General features: G+C 61.9%; 9 protein-coding genes. 2 read left to right on the top strand and 7 right to left on the bottom strand.

Annotation, left to right across the window (positions count from 1 at the left end):
- Window positions 1-12: 12 nt before the first annotated feature.
- A complete protein-coding gene (locus FLP30_RS10280; protein WP_149279745.1) occupies window positions 13-1,311 on the bottom strand; it encodes a DUF445 domain-containing protein in 1,299 nt (432 codons plus the stop codon).
- 150 nt (window positions 1,312-1,461) lie between these two features.
- On the opposite strand from FLP30_RS10280, the gene FLP30_RS10275 reads away from it, so the two are divergent.
- Entirely contained in the window at window positions 1,462-4,257 is a 2,796-nt protein-coding gene (locus tag FLP30_RS10275) for a phosphoenolpyruvate carboxylase (protein ID WP_149279744.1), read from the top strand.
- Window positions 4,258-4,705: 448 nt separating this feature from the next.
- Here the strand turns inward: FLP30_RS10275 and fusA are convergent, their stop codons facing one another.
- From fusA to FLP30_RS10250, 4 genes are all read right to left on the bottom strand, one after another.
- Window positions 4,706-6,793, bottom strand: coding sequence for an elongation factor G (fusA, locus tag FLP30_RS10270; RefSeq protein ID WP_149279743.1), 2,088 nt, complete (start codon window positions 6,791-6,793; stop codon window positions 4,706-4,708).
- A 223-nt stretch (window positions 6,794-7,016) separates the two neighbouring features.
- Window positions 7,017-7,322, bottom strand: coding sequence for a 50S ribosomal protein L28 (gene rpmB / locus FLP30_RS10260; protein WP_149279742.1), 306 nt, complete (start codon window positions 7,320-7,322; stop codon window positions 7,017-7,019).
- A gap of 117 nt (window positions 7,323-7,439) precedes the next feature.
- Window positions 7,440-7,736, bottom strand: coding sequence for a hypothetical protein (locus tag FLP30_RS10255; protein WP_149279741.1), 297 nt, complete (start codon window positions 7,734-7,736; stop codon window positions 7,440-7,442).
- Between the two features lie 48 nt (window positions 7,737-7,784).
- Window positions 7,785-9,530, bottom strand: coding sequence for an ABCB family ABC transporter ATP-binding protein/permease (locus FLP30_RS10250; RefSeq protein ID WP_210419358.1), 1,746 nt, complete (start codon window positions 9,528-9,530; stop codon window positions 7,785-7,787).
- A 179-nt stretch (window positions 9,531-9,709) separates the two neighbouring features.
- Between FLP30_RS10250 and FLP30_RS10245 the strand changes: the two genes are divergently transcribed.
- The gene (locus tag FLP30_RS10245; protein WP_149279739.1) at window positions 9,710-10,579 is read left to right on the top strand and encodes an NUDIX hydrolase; all 870 of its coding nucleotides are present in this window, start codon (window positions 9,710-9,712) and stop codon (window positions 10,577-10,579) included.
- A gap of 20 nt (window positions 10,580-10,599) precedes the next feature.
- Here the strand turns inward: FLP30_RS10245 and FLP30_RS10240 are convergent, their stop codons facing one another.
- The gene (locus FLP30_RS10240) at window positions 10,600-13,557 is read right to left on the bottom strand and encodes a [protein-PII] uridylyltransferase (protein ID WP_149279738.1); all 2,958 of its coding nucleotides are present in this window, start codon (window positions 13,555-13,557) and stop codon (window positions 10,600-10,602) included.
- A 36-nt stretch (window positions 13,558-13,593) separates the two neighbouring features.
- Window positions 13,594-16,242 carry a DNA mismatch repair protein MutS gene (gene mutS, locus FLP30_RS10235; protein ID WP_149279737.1) on the bottom strand — a complete coding sequence of 883 codons (2,649 nt, stop codon included), beginning with the start codon at window positions 16,240-16,242 and terminating at the stop codon, window positions 13,594-13,596.
- Window positions 16,243-16,246 lie beyond the last annotated feature (4 nt).

The raw sequence follows: 16,246 nt of genomic DNA, 5'->3' as shown, positions 1-16,246 counted from the left end.
GTGATGCAGCGGCTACTGGGCGTTGATGCCAAACAGCAGCCGCAGGATGACAAACAGCAGCGCCCCCACACCAAACCCAACCAGTGTGCCGCTAAAGCGGATGAACTGGAGGTCCTTGCCGACCCGCAGTTCCAGCCTGTCGGCCATTTCCACCGCATTCCAGCCCGAAATAACCTTGGCGATAAACTCCGCCACACGCTCGCGCATGAACGGCAGCACCCGTAGCACCATCCCGTTGACACTGTTCATGATCCGCCCGCGCAGGACCTCATCATGGCGGGCCTGCTGGGCCAGATGCCCCAGACCGTCACGCACAATGCAGGACACCCGGCCCTGCGGGTCTTCCACATCGGCTTCCACCATCCGGCGGAACCGCTGCCAGATGTCCCCCCACCAGCCCACCACACTCTCGTGCGATAGCACCGACATAACCGCCTGCGTAAACTCCCGCCCGCGCTCCGGGTCAGTTTCGATACGGTCGATCTGCGCACGCACCCAGGTGGTAAACCCTTCCCGCAGGCTGGAGTTTTCAGGATCGATTCGATCCAACTCCCGCCCGGCCGACAGCAGAACCTTGGTGGCAATAGAGCCACCTATGGCCCAGCCCAGCAAACGCCCGCCCTGCTCACGCACACGTTCCTCAATCATGGCGCGCAAAACGCCTTCCTTTGACTGAAGCCCGTCCTTGATCTGGCCCAGCAGATAGGACAGCACCTCCTGATGTCTGTCATCATCCACCAAGCTGCGCAGCGCCTTGGCAATAACGGGGGCAAGATCATTCCCGCCCAGCAGACGCGGCAGAATGCGCGATACCGCGCCGCTGGCCCGACCGTCCGACATGCGATCAAGCATTTGGGGCGTTGCCCGTGCCAGTGCCGCAACAATGGCGTCCTGTGTGGCCGGGTCATCGAGAAGATTGGCAATAAAGCCGGGCAGGTCCACCTGCTGGAGAACCCGCTCCACCTCCCGTTCGGTCAGCACCTGCCCTGCGACAAAACGCCCCAGGGCACGGCCAAGCCGTTCCTTCTGGGCAGGCAAGATCGCAGTATGCGGGATCGGCAGCCCCATGGGCCTGCGGAACAGCGCGACCACGGCAAACCAGTCCGCTATGCCGCCCACAACACCTGCACGCGCACCAGCACGCAATGTTTCCAGCCAGAAGCCATCCCTGACCCATCCGGCGGCAGGGGCAACATACCCCAGCAAGGTCACACCCCCCATAAGCCCCAGCAGCCCCGTTGCTGCATTGCGGTAACGCCTGAGCGCCTGCCGGGCCTCGTGGTCCGCGTCTGTATGCCTGTTTGCTGTCATGCTCCTGCAAATAGCACTCCGCTGCCTCCCCCCCAAGTGTCCGCCGGGCAGTTGCGCACTGGTTGCAGACGTGGAAAGACAGGAAACGAGTTGTTCGCGCAACAATACGTTTCCTTTTCAAACCAATCCGGCAAGGACAGAACGGGCGCCATGACACTGGATTTTTCCTCCCTCCCTCCTCATCTGGGCAATGTTCTGGCGTCCGTGACCAGCAGTGCCGCTGGCACAGCAAACGGGGACAGCAACCCTGTCATGATGCTGGCCCTGCACCTGGGCGAAGCCTTTGAAAAGGGAGATATGAGCCAGGATGATGTCGGCACCCTCATCCGTGCCCTCAGAGACAGGGGCTTTCTCAACCGTGCCCGCCGCCTGCACCGCTATGTTGGCGGGGCGACGACACTCTCCGCACAGGAAAAACTGCGTGAGGTCGCACGCCATATCCTAGCCACGCTGCCCGCACCCTCCCTCAGCGCCTATCGGGACGCCATAAGCAGTGTGCGCTTTGCCGCAGTGTTTACCGCGCACCCGACGTTCGCGCTCAGCAACCCGGTCTATGCTGCCCTGGCGCAGAGTGCCTCGGACGCCATGCCGCCCGAAACCGCCCCGGCCTTTGACACGCACCGCCGCACGGCCCCGCCCACGCTGGAAGAAGAATTCACGCTGGCAGCACAGGCCATTACCCGTGCGCGTGACGCCATCGATCTGCTCTCCGCCGCGCTGCTGGAAACCGCTGCGGACTCCTGGCCCGAGACATGGAGCACGCTGGCCCCCAGCCCCGTCATCGCCACAAGCTGGGTGGGATATGATACAGACGGGCGGACCGACATCGGCTGGTGGGACACACTGCGGCTACGGCTACGTATGAAGCTGTTCCAGCTTATGCGGCTGGAACAGCAGATCACGCACGAAGGGGTGCTTGCCCCCGACCTGACCGGCCGACTGCGTGACGCGATTGCCTGCGTAAAAGAGCAGATCAGTGCAGCCCCCTCAACAGGCACAGACTTGCAGGCCGTGGCGCATTTTGCCCGCCTGCTCGTCAATGGCCGGGATACGGCGCTGACCAATGCCTCCGAACTGGCCGATGCCTTGCAGGACGCCATTGATCAGGCTGCCCCATCTGCCAAGCTCCCCCTTGCCGTGGCACGGGCTGGCTTTCTGTCGCATGGGCTCGGGCTGGCCCATACCCATGTACGGCTGAATGCGGTGCAGGTACATAACTTCGTCCGCCAGAAGCTGAACCTGCTGGATGACCCCGGCAACCCGGCGCATCGGCGTGCGCTCCTCAGCCGGGTGAACGAAGCGCTTGATACTGCCGAGCCCGTGCCGGTCGATTTTGGCGCGCTGCTCAGTGATTCCTCAACCGCCGGACGGTTGATGATGACCATTGCCCAGATTAGCAAATTTGTTGATTCCGGCAGCCCCGTCCGCTTCCTGATCGCCGAGACAGAAACCGGCTATACCCTGCTGGCAGCCCTCTGGGCCGCCATGCATTTTGGCGTGGCAGACCGGGTCGAAATTTCCCCGCTGTTTGAAACCGATGACGCCATGGTCAATGGCGAGCATATTGTGGAAGAAGCCCTGCGCTCTCCCGCGTGGCGGGCCTATGTGCGCGCCATGGGGCGGATCTGCTTCCAATTCGGTTATTCCGATTCTGGCCGCTATATCGGCCAGCTTGCCGCGTCCTATCAGATCGAGCGGCTGCGCCTGCGGATCTGCGACCTGCTGGCCCGCTGGAATCTGGGCGATATCGAAGTGGTTTTCTTCGACACCCATGGCGAGAGCATTGGCCGTGGTGCCCATCCCTTCCGCATGTCCGACAGGCTGGCGTATCTGTCCCCCGCCCATGTCCGCAACCGGTTTGAGGAATGTGGCATTGTCTGCCGTGAGGAAACCGCGTTCCAGGGGGGGGACGGCTACCTGCTGTTCGGCACGCCGGAACTGGCCGGGGCCACCCTGGCCACCATTGCGGAAAGTATCTTCCTGCCCCACCCGCAGGATGAGGACCCGATTTACGACAACCCTGATTTTTCGGCTGATTTCTTCTCCAGCATGATCGAGGCCATGAAAGGGCTGGTGGAAGACCCCGGCTACTCCGCCCTGCTGGGTGCTTTCGGGCCGTCCCTGATCGACCGCACAGGCTCCCGCCCACCGGCGCGCCAGAGTGCTGAATCCGCAACGCGCACGCGCATCACCCATCCCAGCCAGCTCCGCGCCATCCCCAACAACGCCATTCTTCAACAGTTGGGCTGGTGTGCCAACACACTGCAAGGCTTGGGGGCCGCTGCCCGCCGCCACCCTGAAACCTTTGAAACGCTGAACACATCCAGCCCGCGCTTCCACCGTGCACTGGACTTTGCGCGCCATGGCCTTGCCTGTTCGGACGACAAGGTGCTCAAGAGCGTTGTGTGCCTTCTGGACCCCGGCTTCTGGCTTGACCGCGCAACGGAGGAAAGCTCCCCCAAGCGCAGGCAGGCTTTTCTGGTGCTGATGGGCGACCTTGAAAAACTGAACCTGTCCGCCGAACTGCACACCATGTTCCGCCGTATTCAGGCCGACCATCTGGCCCTGCGGGAAGCATGGCAGCATGCCCCACGGACCGAGCCGCGCATCCGGCTGCTCCATGCCATCCGCATTATGCTGATTGAGCGGATATGGCTGCTGGCGTGCCGCATTCCCTTCTTCATGCCCCGTGGCGGTTTCAGCCATGACATGATGATGCAGCAGATTCTGTGTCTGGATATTCCAACCGTTCTCCAGCACATGGCCGATATTTTCCCGGTTGGCAGCGGACCGTCGAACCAGGATTTCTACGAACCCTGCGGCCCCCGCGATGAAGGTATTTACCTGCGCGAACACAGGGACATTTTCACCCCCATGGGCCAGTTGTTTGAACTCCTGCGGGAAGTGAGCGTAGCCCTGATGCACGACATCGGAGCATTTGGCTAAAACACCCCGACACACCTACAGGCGCATGGCTTTGACCATGGCCTGTAGGTAGCGTTACCCCATTTTAGGGTTACCTCTCAGGTCCGCGCCAGCCCTCTTGTTCTGCGCATGGTGTTCGGAATCCTGCCTTGTCAGGATCGAACCGACCGGCTCTTCCTCCTGCTGCCCCTGCTTCCAAAATGAGTGTCAGAAAGGCTGAAAGCCTGCCCATTCCAAGAGGCGCGCCAGAAGCAATGGGCACCCTCCTGCTCCCTTTTTCTAAAATACCAACAGACGCATAGCACCCTGTTCCGTGTGCCAAGGGAGCCGTATGCCCAACCTCACGGCGGCATGGCAGAACCTGCCCTCACTACCTGGCACCCCCCACAATGCTGGCCTTACCCCCAAATAAAAAGGCTGCTCCCTTGCGGGAGCAGCCCTGATATCAGCCGAACTGTTTTGAAAGCAATCAGCGCGACTGCGCCATGATTTCTTCCGCAACGTTGCGCGGCACGGGGTCGTAGTGGTGGAACTGCATCGTGAAGGATGCACGACCCTTGGTCATGGACCGCAGGTGAGAAATGTAGCCGAACATTTCCTTCAGCGGCACAAAGGCGCGGACCATCACGGTGGAACCGGATGTTTCCTGGCTCTGGATCATCCCACGACGACGGTTGAGGTCACCCACCACGTCACCCACGTGATCGTTCGGCGTGGTGATTTCCACGTCCATGATCGGTTCGAGGATGATCGGAGAGGCTTTCTTCATGCCTTCACGGAAGCAGGCCTTTGCCGCGATTTCGAACGCCAGAGCGGACGAGTCAACGTCATGGTACTTACCGTCAAGCAGCGTGAACTTGAAGTCCACTGTCGGGAAGCCAGCCAGAACGCCCGTGGAGGACTGAACGCGGATACCTTTTTCGACAGCCGGGATGTATTCGCGCGGCACAGTGCCACCAACAACCTGGTTTTCGAAGAGGATACCGTCGTTCCGCTCAACCGGCTCGAACTTGATCTTCACTTCAGCGAACTGGCCCGAACCACCAGACTGCTTCTTGTGGGTATAGGTTTCCGTATGCGGCTGCGAAATGGTTTCGCGGTAAGCCACCTGCGGTGCGCCCACATTGGCCTCAACACCATATTCACGACGCAGACGGTCGATGATGATGTCAAGGTGCAGTTCGCCCATGCCCGACAGAATGGTCTGGCCGGTTTCCTGGTCGGTCTTGAGCTGCAGGGAGGGATCTTCACCGGCCAGCTTCTGCAGGGCCAGTGTCATCTTCTCGACTGCGTCCTTGGTCTTCGGCTCGACGGAGATGTCGATAACCGGAACCGGGAAGGACATACGTTCCAGCACAACCGGATCGGAACTGTCGGACAGCGTGTCACCCGTCTGGGTGTCTTTCAGCCCCACGAAAGCAGCGATATCACCCGCATGCACTTCCGTCAGTTCTTCACGCTTGTCGGCATGCATCTGGTAGATACGGCCGATACGTTCCTTATGGCCCTTCGTGGTGTTGAGGACGGTGTCACCCGTCTTCAGAACGCCGCGATAGACGCGCACAAAGGTCAGCGTGCCGTATTTGTCGTTGATGATCTTGAACGCCAGACCAGCAAACTTGCCGTCCGGGTCAACCGGCAGGATCGGCTGGTTGTTTTCGTCCGCGTCTTCACCTTCGGGCGGAGCGCAACGGATGCCTTCAACGTCGTTAGGAGCCGGCAGGTAGTCGATGATGCCATCGAGCAGCGGCTGCACGCCCTTGTTCTTGAACGCCGTGCCGCACAGGACGGGGCGGAATTCACCGCTGATGGCGCCCTTCTTGATGCAGCGCTTGAGGGTCTCAACAGAGACGTCGCCGTTTTCGAAGTATTCTTCCATAGCGGCTTCATCAACTGCCAGGGCCGTGTCCAGCAGGTTCTGGCGCGCTTCAGCGGCCTTTTCCTTCAGGTCGGCAGGAATTTCTTCGTCGTGGAACTTCGCGCCCAGTTCACCGCCTTCCCAGACGATGGCTTTCATTTCCACCAGATCGACAACGCCAAGGAACTGATCTTCCGCACCGATGGGAAGCTGCAGCGGAATGGCAATGATGTCGAGCTTTTCCTTCAGGGTGTCGAATGCGCGGTAGAAGTCCGCCCCTGTACGGTCCAGCTTGTTGATGAAGATGATGCGCGGCACATTGTACCGGTCAGCCAGACGCCAGTTGGTTTCGGACTGGGGCTGCACGCCCGCCACACCTTCGATGATGAACACGGCGCCATCGAGCACGCGCAGCGAACGGTTGACTTCGATGTTGAAGTCAATGTGTCCGGGGGTGTCGATGATGTTGATCCGGTGATCTTTCCAGTCACAGGTCACGGCGGCGGAGGTGATGGTAATACCACGCTCACGTTCCTGGGCCATGTAGTCTGTGGTGGTGTTGCCTTCGTGCACTTCACCAATTTTGTGGGACACGCCGGTGTAATACAGAATACGCTCGGTCGTGGTCGTCTTACCGGCGTCAATATGCGCGGTAATACCAATATTACGGATTTTGGAGAGATCAGACTGGGCGGACACGAAAACCTCCAGAAAACAGGTCAGGCGCGAACGGAAAACCCTTCGCGCCTGCGGCCTCGGAACACCGTTGCGTCACCTGTGGCCTAAGCCTCAGACAACCCGGCGGCGGACACCGGCCGATAGACGAAGATGCTGGCACACTGCCAAGCACCCAAAACCAGACAGGCCGGGCCCTGTTGCCATACTGGCGGAGCCCGGCGCAACCTTACTGGGCAGCAATGGCTCAGGCGGCTGCGGCTTCCTGCTTTTTGGCCTGGGCGCGCTGAACGCGGCGCTTGACCACCTGGGCTTCGGTGGGAAGCTTGCGGTTGGGTGTGCTCAGCAGGAAGGCATCAAGCCCGCCATTGTGCTCGATGGTACGCAGACCACGAGCGCTGACGCGCATACGCACGGCAAAGCCGAGGATTTCGGAAACCAGCGAAGCTTCCTGCAGGTTGGGCAGGAAACGACGGCGGGATTTGTTATTGGCATGGCTGACGTTATTTCCGGTCAGCACGCCCTTGCCGGTGATCTGGCAACGACGGGACATTGTCTCATCCTTGTCTTGATGAAAAAAGGAACAGAGGGCCGAGACTGACGTCCCGCGACCACACTCGGGTTTGGCGCGGCTTATGACTGAGCCATCGCCTACAGTCAAGGGTTACGCTCAGTCTTTCTCGCTCTGGGCGTTCTCTGCTGCGGTTACGGAGGCATGGACATCGCCCATACGCACGCTGTTTGCCGCAGAGTCGAGAATACGCAGGATTGTCTGCGGGTCCATGCTACGGGCCAGCACACCCAGCGACCCACCCAACAGGGCGGAGGCTATGGCAAGGTCGGGGAACTTCTCGTTATGCAGGTGTTCGATGGCGTGTTCGACCACCATGGCGCAACGGGCCAGGTCCTCGGGCACTTCAGGCTGCTGGGGGGCTGGGCCGCTATCCTGCCCTTCTGTATGGGCCATTGTCTCTCTCCTTCTCTGCCCCAGCCTGGGGGCGTGGGGTTTGGGCTTTCAGGCGCCCTCGTCACTGGCCTGCGCGGCCCACATGGCGGCGTACTGCCCACCCAGGGCCAGCAGGTCGGCATGGGTGCCACGCTCGGCCACACGGCCTTGCTTCATGACCAGAATATCATCCGCATCCACAATGGTGGAAAGCCGATGCGCGATCACGAGGGTCGTCCGCCGGGCCGAAACAGCTTTCAGCGCCGTCTGAATTTCCTTTTCGGTATGTGTGTCCAACGCGCTGGTGGCCTCGTCAAGCACAAGAACCCGTGGGTCTTTCAAAATCGTGCGGGCAATGGCCACGCGCTGCTTCTCGCCCCCCGACAGTTTCAGCCCACGTTCACCCACCTGGGTGTCGTAGCCTTCCGGCAGGGACGTAATGAAGTCGTGGATCTGGGCCAGCCGTGCTGCCTGCTCCACGTCCTCTGGCGTGGCGTCCATACGGCCATAGGCGATGTTGTAGCCAATGGTGTCGTTGAACAGCACCGTATCCTGCGGGACAACGCCTATGGCTGCTCTCAGGTCAGCCTGACGGCAGTCACGGATGTCATGCCCATCCAGCAGCACCGCGCCGGAGGTAACGTCGTAAAAGCGGAACAGCAACCGGCTGATGGTGGATTTACCCGCCCCGGTGCTGCCCACGATGGCGGTCTTGTGCCCCGGCTCCACAACAAAACTGACGTCATGCAGGATCTGCCTGTCCGGCCTGTAGCCGAATCCGACATTGCGGAACTCCACCCGCGCGGGGTGTGAGGCAGACAGGCGTGTGGTCAAAGCCACCGGCTCGGCTGTGTCGGACACCTCCACAGGCTCATCAACCAGCCCGAGCATGTGCTCCAGATCAACCAGAGCCGTGCGGATGCCGGAATAGACAGATCCCAGAAAGTTCAGCGGCCCGTAAAGCTGCAACAGGTAGGTGTTGAGCATGACAAACTCACCCACCGTTATGCGCCCGACCTCCACATCCCGCCCCCCCAGCAGCATGATCGCCGCAAGTGAGACCGCAATAATGGCCGCCTGCCCGAAGTTGAGCAGCCCGAGGGAATACTGCGTTGTCAACGCAGCCTGCTCGTACCGGGCCTGGGCGCTGTCATAGCGCTTGGCCTCGTGCTCCTCATTACCGAAGTATTTGACGGTCTCGTAGTTCAGTAGGCTGTCCAGTGCCTTGCCTGTTGCCTCACTACTGGTGTCGTTCATGCGGCGGCGCACCCCCAGCCGCCATGTGGTAAAGCGCACCGTGAACAGAATATAGGCCAGCACCATCAGCACCATCAGCGCCACGTAGCGCCAGTCGAAAAAGCGCCAGATGACCACAATCACCAGCACGGCCTGCAAGATGGTGGGAGAAATGGACATGAGCATACGCAGCAGTGTTTCCACCGCTTCCGTGCCACGCTCGATAGCGCGGGTCACACCCCCTGTGCGCCTGTCGAGGTGGAAGCGCAGCGACAGTGCATGCATGTGCTGGAAACTGCGATACGCCGCCTGCCGCGCCACCCGAAAGCGCACAGGGGCAAACAGCGCGTCGCGCAGGTTGGTCAGCACCGCAGCTATAAGCCGCACCAGCCCGTAGCCTAAAATCAGCAGGGCCGGAGCCATGGCAAGGCTCGCCGGGTGGACAAACCCGTCCACCACCCGGCTGTATACCAGCGGCACGGCAAGGGTTGCGACCTCCCCCGCCGCCATGACAAGCAGCACCAGCACCACCCGCCAGCGCAGGGCGTGGTTTCCCTCCGGCCACAGATAGGGCAGCAGGCGGACAAAGGTAACGGAAACGGGTTTCTTAAGCGGCCCGGACACCGCGCGACGGGGAGACATGCTTTGGATGTGACATGCCGAGCAATTTTTGCAAGCCCCACAAACCTTGCCACAGCCCCCACCACACCCGATAACGGGCACCCCGGCCTTTGTGGCACAGGATAACAGGATCTTTCATGCCATCCGACACCAGCTCCTTTCTGCGCCACCTCCAGCACTGCAACACAGCCACCCTGCCGGGTGAGCGCGCTTCGTTCTCGCTTGCAGGCCAGCCCGCCGGGTGGGTTACCCCCGAGCTGTTCGCTCGGCTGGAACAGGAAGGGCTAGGCACCCCCGCAACCGGCTTTGACCTTCCCGTCCCTGCCCAGTTGGAGCAATTGGGAGAGGTTCTGACGCAGGAAGGGTTCTACAAATCTCACCACGAGTTGTTTGATGTCGTGCCCGATCTGGGTGGGCCAGTGGTGGGTCGTATTGACCGGGGGGCGTTACCGCTGTTCGGGCTAGTGGCCGTTGGGGTGCATATGAACGGGCTGGTCCGCCGTGCAGATGGCCTGCACCTGTGGACAGGCCGCCGCGCCGCCAACAAGCGGCTGGACCCGTCCAAGCTGGACCATCTGGTGGCCGGGGGCGTGCCTGCCGGACATTCCCCACAGGAGGCACTGCTGAAGGAAGCGGCGGAGGAAGCGAGCATACCAGCCGCTCTGGCCGCACAGGCCACCCAGACAGGGCGTATCCTCTACGCGCTCAACCGTCCTGAGGGGCTGCGGCGGGACGTGCTCTATTGCTACGACCTCTACCTGCCCGAAAGCTTTGAACCCTCTGCCGCCGATGGTGAGGTGGAATCCTTCACGCTCATGCCGCTGGAAGAAGCCTTCCGCATTGTGCGGGACACGGACGACTTCAAGTTCAATGTCGCCCTGGTTCTGATCGACCTGTTCCTGCGCCAAGGGCTGATTGACCCGACAAGCCCGGTCGGGGCGGCCCTGCGTTCCGGGCTGGACAAGGGGCTATCCCCCCTCAGCCCCGGCTACGGTGCCGCTGGTTAAGTGGCACACCCCGTACTGCCTCAGGCCGAATAGCGCGTTTCGGCCTGGGCGCTGGCTTCGGCCTCGGCTTCCTTCAGCCCTGCCAGCAGTCTTTCACGGATTTCTTCCAGCCGCTTCTTGTCGGTAATTTTGAGACCAAACAGATCCTTGACGTAAAAAACGTCCACCGCCCGTACACCATAGGTAGTGATGTGGGCCGAGGCGATCTGGAGGTTTTCCCGGCTCATGGCTTCCGTCACATCATACAGCAGGCCGGGTCTGTCGCGGCCGTTGATTTCTATGACCGTGTAGGTGTTGGATACAGCATTATCCACCACCACACGCGGCGGCACATGGATGGCGCGCATACGCAGCGGCATGTGGCCAAAGCCCGCCCGTGCTATTTCGGTGCGGATATCAACATGCCCGCTCAGCCCCTGCTCGATCAGGGCTGACAGACGGGCCAGACGGTGCGCCTCCTCATACGCCTGCCCGGCCGTATCCTGAATCCAGAAGGTATCCAGCGCCATGCCGTGGGTCATGGTGTGGATACGCGCATCCACAATGGATGCCCCAGCCAGCGCCAGCGCCCCCGCGATTTTGGAAAACAGGCCCGGCACGTCCACGGTATAGACCGTCACTTCCGTCACGCCACGGGCGGGCAGCGGCAGCACGTCAACCGTCAAAGGCGCATCCCGCGCATCGGTCTCGCGGATCAGGCGAGCGTGCCGCCTATGGGTTTCGTAATCAAAGGACAGCCAGTAACCGGGGTAGCCAAGCCCCAGAAAACGCTCGATATCCGTTCTGGAAACACCTTCCTCGGTCAGGATACCCGCAGTCACATCCTTGGCGTGGCGCACGCGCACGTCACGCTCAGTGGTGGACAGCCCCCCCGCCAGTACCTCGGCCACGCGCACATACAGCTCGCGCAGGAGCGTGGCCTTCCAGGCATTCCACACACGGGCACTGACAGCCCGCATATCAACGATCGTCAATAGCAGCAGCAGGCGCAGACGTTCTGGCGACTGCACAATATCCGCCACATCCAGAATGGTCTTGGGGTCGTCTATATCACGCTGGAAAGCTGTGTGGCTGAGCAAGAGATGATGCAGGACAAGCCAGGAGACTGTTTCCGTCTCCTCCCCCGTCATGCCCAGACGTGGGCACAGTTCGGCGGCAATTTCGGCCCCGATTTCAGAATGGTCCCCACCCCGCCCCTTGGCGACATCGTGCAGCAGCACCGCCATATACAGCGACCGGCGGGAATGCAGCCCCTTGATCAGTTCGTAAGCAATGGGGATTTCGTCTGCCATGCGCCCGGCCACGACTTCGTCGAGAATACGCACAGCCTCGATCGTATGCTCATCGACCGTAAACACGTGGTAGGTGTCAAACTGCATCTGCCCGACAATACGTGCCCAGTCGGGCATAAGGCGCCCGAATATGCCGGTTTCATTCAGGATATGCAGCCAGTAGGCATGACCAGACGGCGGGTGGCTGCCATAGGCGGCTGAGTAAGCCGGGGCACCGGATTCAGCAGGGTTGGGTGCTGCCGCTGCGGCGGATGACAGCAGGCGACGGCGTGGGCGTTCTTCTTCCGGCAGTTCCCCGCACAGCAGGTCGAGGAAAATCCGGGCGGCTTCGGGGTCATCCCGCAAGGTGGTGGCCTTGCGTTCCCAGCGGATCAACTGGTGCCGCGCCAAGGGATGCAGCGACCGACGGCGCAGACGCGCCCAGTCCAGAATCTGCATCATCTTGATGGGTTCCTGCTCGAAGGAGACCCCTCTATCTGGCAGGATCTGCCCATCCAGCAGGGTAAAGCCTGCTTCCCGCATGGCATCATCAGGTTTGGCAGCGTTAGCAACCGGCCCCTGTGCCTGCCGCAGCACAGCGGGCTCCAGCACATGGGTCAGGCGCATGACCTCACGCGCAGTCAGGAAGTAGTGGCGCATAAAGCGCTCCACCCCATTCTGCCGCCCGTGGCGGGTATACCCCATGCGCGCACCAATGACGGGCTGCATGTCAAAGGTCAGGCGTTCCTCCGCCCGGCCGGCGACATAATGCAGGTGCAGCCGCACGGTCCACAGGAAGTCCCATGAGCGGCGGGCGCGGGCGGCCTCCTGCTCGGTCAGCAGGCCCATCCATATGAACTCGGGGGCCAGCAGGTCGCGGACATGGCGGGTGCCGAAGGTGTTGCGGCACATCCAGTACAGCGTTTGCAGGTCCCGCAGACCGCCCCGCCCTTCCTTGAGGTTGGGTTCCACCAGATAGGGGCTGTCCCCAAAGCGGCGGTGGCGCTCCAGCCTTTCGCGCCGCTTGTCGTGGATAAAGGTAATGGCCCCGGCTTCCACGCAGGACACGATGTAGCGGGCCTCGAAGGTGGCAAATAGTGCTGTGTCACCGGCCAACAGGCGGGCATCCAGCAGGGCGGTACGCACTGTGGTGTCCTTGTTGGCCTCGGCAATACATTCGCCAATGGTACGTGTGGCATGGCCGACCTTAAGACCAAGATCCCACAGGAAATACAGCACGTATTCCACCAGCGCGTGGGACTGCCCAATACTGTCATCCGCCACAAGGAACAGCAGGTCGATATCGCTAAACGGAGCCAGAAGCCCGCGCCCATAGCCCCCAGTTGCTGCTACGGCAAAGCCTGTCAGTTCCCCCGGCATGCGGGGGCTGGCACCTGGGTTAGCTCTGGCCGCCAGGTCCACAATCCCGCGCAACAGCACATCGGTAAACGTGCCGATCTGCTTGGCTGCGGCCGCCCCCTTGAGTTCATACCGCTCAAAGCGGTTGCGAACATCGGCCTGATAGCGCCCCAGATACCGCCGAAAAATGGCCACGGCGGCATCCCGCTCCGGTATGGCCGCATCCTCCTGTGTCGCATCACGCAGCTCGCGCGTCAGGCACGCGGCAAGGGCTTCGGGCGTCAGCGTTGCCAGAACGGTCATGTCGGGCTGCTGCCCGGGGGCAGCCTGTACGGAGGAAGTGGCCATAGGGATTCGGATTCGGCTCCTGTAAGGGCGGGGCGGTCAGGATATGGCGGGCTGCTCGGCGGCGGGGGTCTGCATGGCTTCCTTACGGAGGTCATACAACACATCCAGCGCGGCACGGGGTGTCAGCGTATCGGGATCAATATCCATCAGACGATTCTTTAACGTATTTTCCACCGGCGGGGATAATGTCTTCTGCGGTGCAAACAACGGAAGTGGTTCGGGTATTGCATTTTCAGCACGTTCCAGCTCCCGCAGGAGCCGCCCTGCCCGCTCCACCACCGGTTCGGGCACCCCGGCAAGCCGTGCAACATGCACACCCCAGCTTTTTTTGGCGGTGCCTGCCAGCACCTCGTGCAGGAACACGATCTGTCCACGCCACTCCCTGACCGCCATGGTATGCAGGCACAGGCGGGGCAGCGTATCCACCAGCCGCGCCAGTTCATGAAAATGCGTGGCAAAGATGGAGCGGCAGCGCACGGTGGAGTGCAGGCCTTCCAGCACGGCCCAGGCAATGGCCAGCCCGTCCAGCGTTGCGGTGCCCCGGCCTATTTCATCCACCACCACAAGGGAGCGTGGCCCGGCCTGATTGAGAATGGCGGCCGTTTCGGTCATTTCCACCATAAAGGTGGAGCGCCCACGGGCCAGATCGTCCGATGCGCCAACCCGTGAAAAAAGCTGGTCCACCACCCCGATCTGCACCTGCTCGGCCGCAACGGGCAGGCCCGCCTGTGCCAGAATGACTGCAAGAGCCGTCTGCCGCAGGAAGGTGGATTTGCCTGCCATGTTCGGCCCCGTCAGCAGCATGACGCGGTGGTCCGGGGCAAGGCTGCACCCGTTGGGTGTAAACCGCGCCCCCGGAGGCAAGGCGGCCTCCACTACCGGATGGCGGCACCCTTGCAGGCAAAAAGCAGCATCATCCGTTACATGTGGGCGGCACCATGTGCCCCCACCGGCCAGCACAGCACAGGACTGGAAAACATCCAGCGCTGCCAGAGCCTGTGCGATAGGGGGCAGATCCGCCTCGGCCAGCACGGTGCTGACAAGCTGCGCGAAGAGAATTTTCTCACGCTGGGCGGCCTTATCCGCTGCCTCGGTAATGCGGGCGTCCAGACTGGCCAGTTCTTCCGTCGCAAAACGGGCCATGCTGGCCGTGCCCTGCCGCAGGACCAGTTCCGGACACTCCTTCAGCCGCGCTCCGGCGGCCGAGGGCACCTCCATGACATAACCAAGCTGGGCATGGTGTTTGATCTTGAGGGTATTGACCCCGTACTGCGTGACATACTGGGCCTGCAAAGCCGCAATCAACCGCCGCGAGTCATCACGCAGGCTGCGGTGTTCATCCAATTCCGCATCATAACCCGCGGCAATAACTCCGCCATCTTCCAGCCGGGCGGGCATATCCTGCGCCAGAGCTGTAGAGAGGATCTGCCGCAGAGGCTCCGCCCCACCAAGGCGGGCTGTAGCGTCCTGCAAGGCCGGAGCCAGCGGTGCCCGTCCGCCCGCCAGCGCCACACCTGCCGCCCGTGCGGCATTCAGACCCTCACGAATAGCAGCAAGGTCTCGCGGCTGCCCCCGCCCGACAGACAGCCGCCCAAGGGCGCGGGCAATGTCGGGGGCTTTCTTCAGGGCTTCACGCAGCGTGTCGCGGGCTGAGGGTTCGTCCTTCAGCCAGCACCAGGCGTCCTGCCGCCTTGCAATGCTCTCTGCATGGGTGAGCGGGGCAGCAAGCCATTCGGCCAGCAGACGCCCCCCTGCGGCACTGACCGTGCGGCTGATAGCCGCCAGCAAGGTATGTTCTGTCCCACCATCACGCGCACGCAGGATATCAAGGCTGCTCCGTGTTGCGGGGTCCATGCCCATAATACCTGTTTCCGTCTGGGCAACAGGGTGGGCCAGACGGGGCAGCTTACCTGCCTGTGTACGCCGCACATAATCCACCGCCAGCGTGGCGGCACAGCATTCCTCGTCCGAGAACGTGCCAAAAGCGTCGATACTGGCGACGCTGAAAGCACCAGCCAGCCTCTGCCGGGCCGTATCCGCCGCAACCGGGGCCATGGCGGGCGCACGGCGGCTGTCATAGTCCGCAGGCACCAGCCCTTCCGCCGCCAGAATTTCCGCCGGGTCCAGACGGCCCAGCAGGGCCGACAACCCGCCCTGCTTCAACCTTGCGGTTTCAAACAGGCCGGTTGAAACGTCGATCCAGGCAGCGCCACACCACGCATCTGCCACGCCCTTGCCTGCCTTGCCCCGTGCCGGAGGCTCGGCCACCAAGGCCAGCAGCAGGTTGGAGCGTCCGGGTTCCAGCAGTTCATCTTCTGTCAGGGTTCCCGGTGTGACCAGCCGGACAACGGCTCGGGCCAACGGCCCTTTGCTGGCCGGGCGGCCACGGGTTGGCGTTTCTGTCTGTTCAGCCACGGCAACCCGGAAGCCACGGCGAATCAATCGAGCCAGATAGGCCGACGCTGCCCCCACAGGGACACCACACATGGCAATGGGGTCACCCGCATGCGTGCCGCGGGCCGTCAGCGCAATATCCAGCGCTGCCGCAGCGGCAACTGCGTCATCAAAAAAAAGCTCGTAAAAATCACCCATGCGGAAAAACAGCAGGGCTTCGGGGTTTTCTGCCTTGAGCGCGAACCACTGCGCCATGGCCGGGGTAGCCCCTGCGGGCGAAAGACGTGTCATTCCC

The organism is Acetobacter vaccinii (genome assembly GCF_008365315.1).
GTDB lineage: Bacteria > Pseudomonadota > Alphaproteobacteria > Acetobacterales > Acetobacteraceae > Acetobacter > Acetobacter vaccinii.
This window is presented reverse-complemented; position numbering and strand designations above follow the sequence as displayed.

Bases quoted from the DNA above. Each gene is read 5' to 3' on its own strand.
- FLP30_RS10280 (WP_149279745.1), bottom strand. From the start codon at position 1,311: ATGACAGCAAACAGGCATACAGACGCGGACCACGAGGCCCGGCAGGCG.
- FLP30_RS10245 (WP_149279739.1), top strand. From the start codon at position 9,710: ATGCCATCCGACACCAGCTCCTTTCTGCGCCACCTCCAGCACTGCAAC.
- mutS (WP_149279737.1), bottom strand. From the start codon at position 16,242: ATGACACGTCTTTCGCCCGCAGGGGCTACCCCGGCCATGGCGCAGTGG.
- FLP30_RS10275 (WP_149279744.1), top strand. From the start codon at position 1,462: ATGACACTGGATTTTTCCTCCCTCCCTCCTCATCTGGGCAATGTTCTG.
- FLP30_RS10255 (WP_149279741.1), bottom strand. From the start codon at position 7,736: ATGGCCCATACAGAAGGGCAGGATAGCGGCCCAGCCCCCCAGCAGCCT.
- FLP30_RS10240 (WP_149279738.1), bottom strand. From the start codon at position 13,557: ATGGCCACTTCCTCCGTACAGGCTGCCCCCGGGCAGCAGCCCGACATG.
- rpmB (WP_149279742.1), bottom strand. From the start codon at position 7,322: ATGTCCCGTCGTTGCCAGATCACCGGCAAGGGCGTGCTGACCGGAAAT.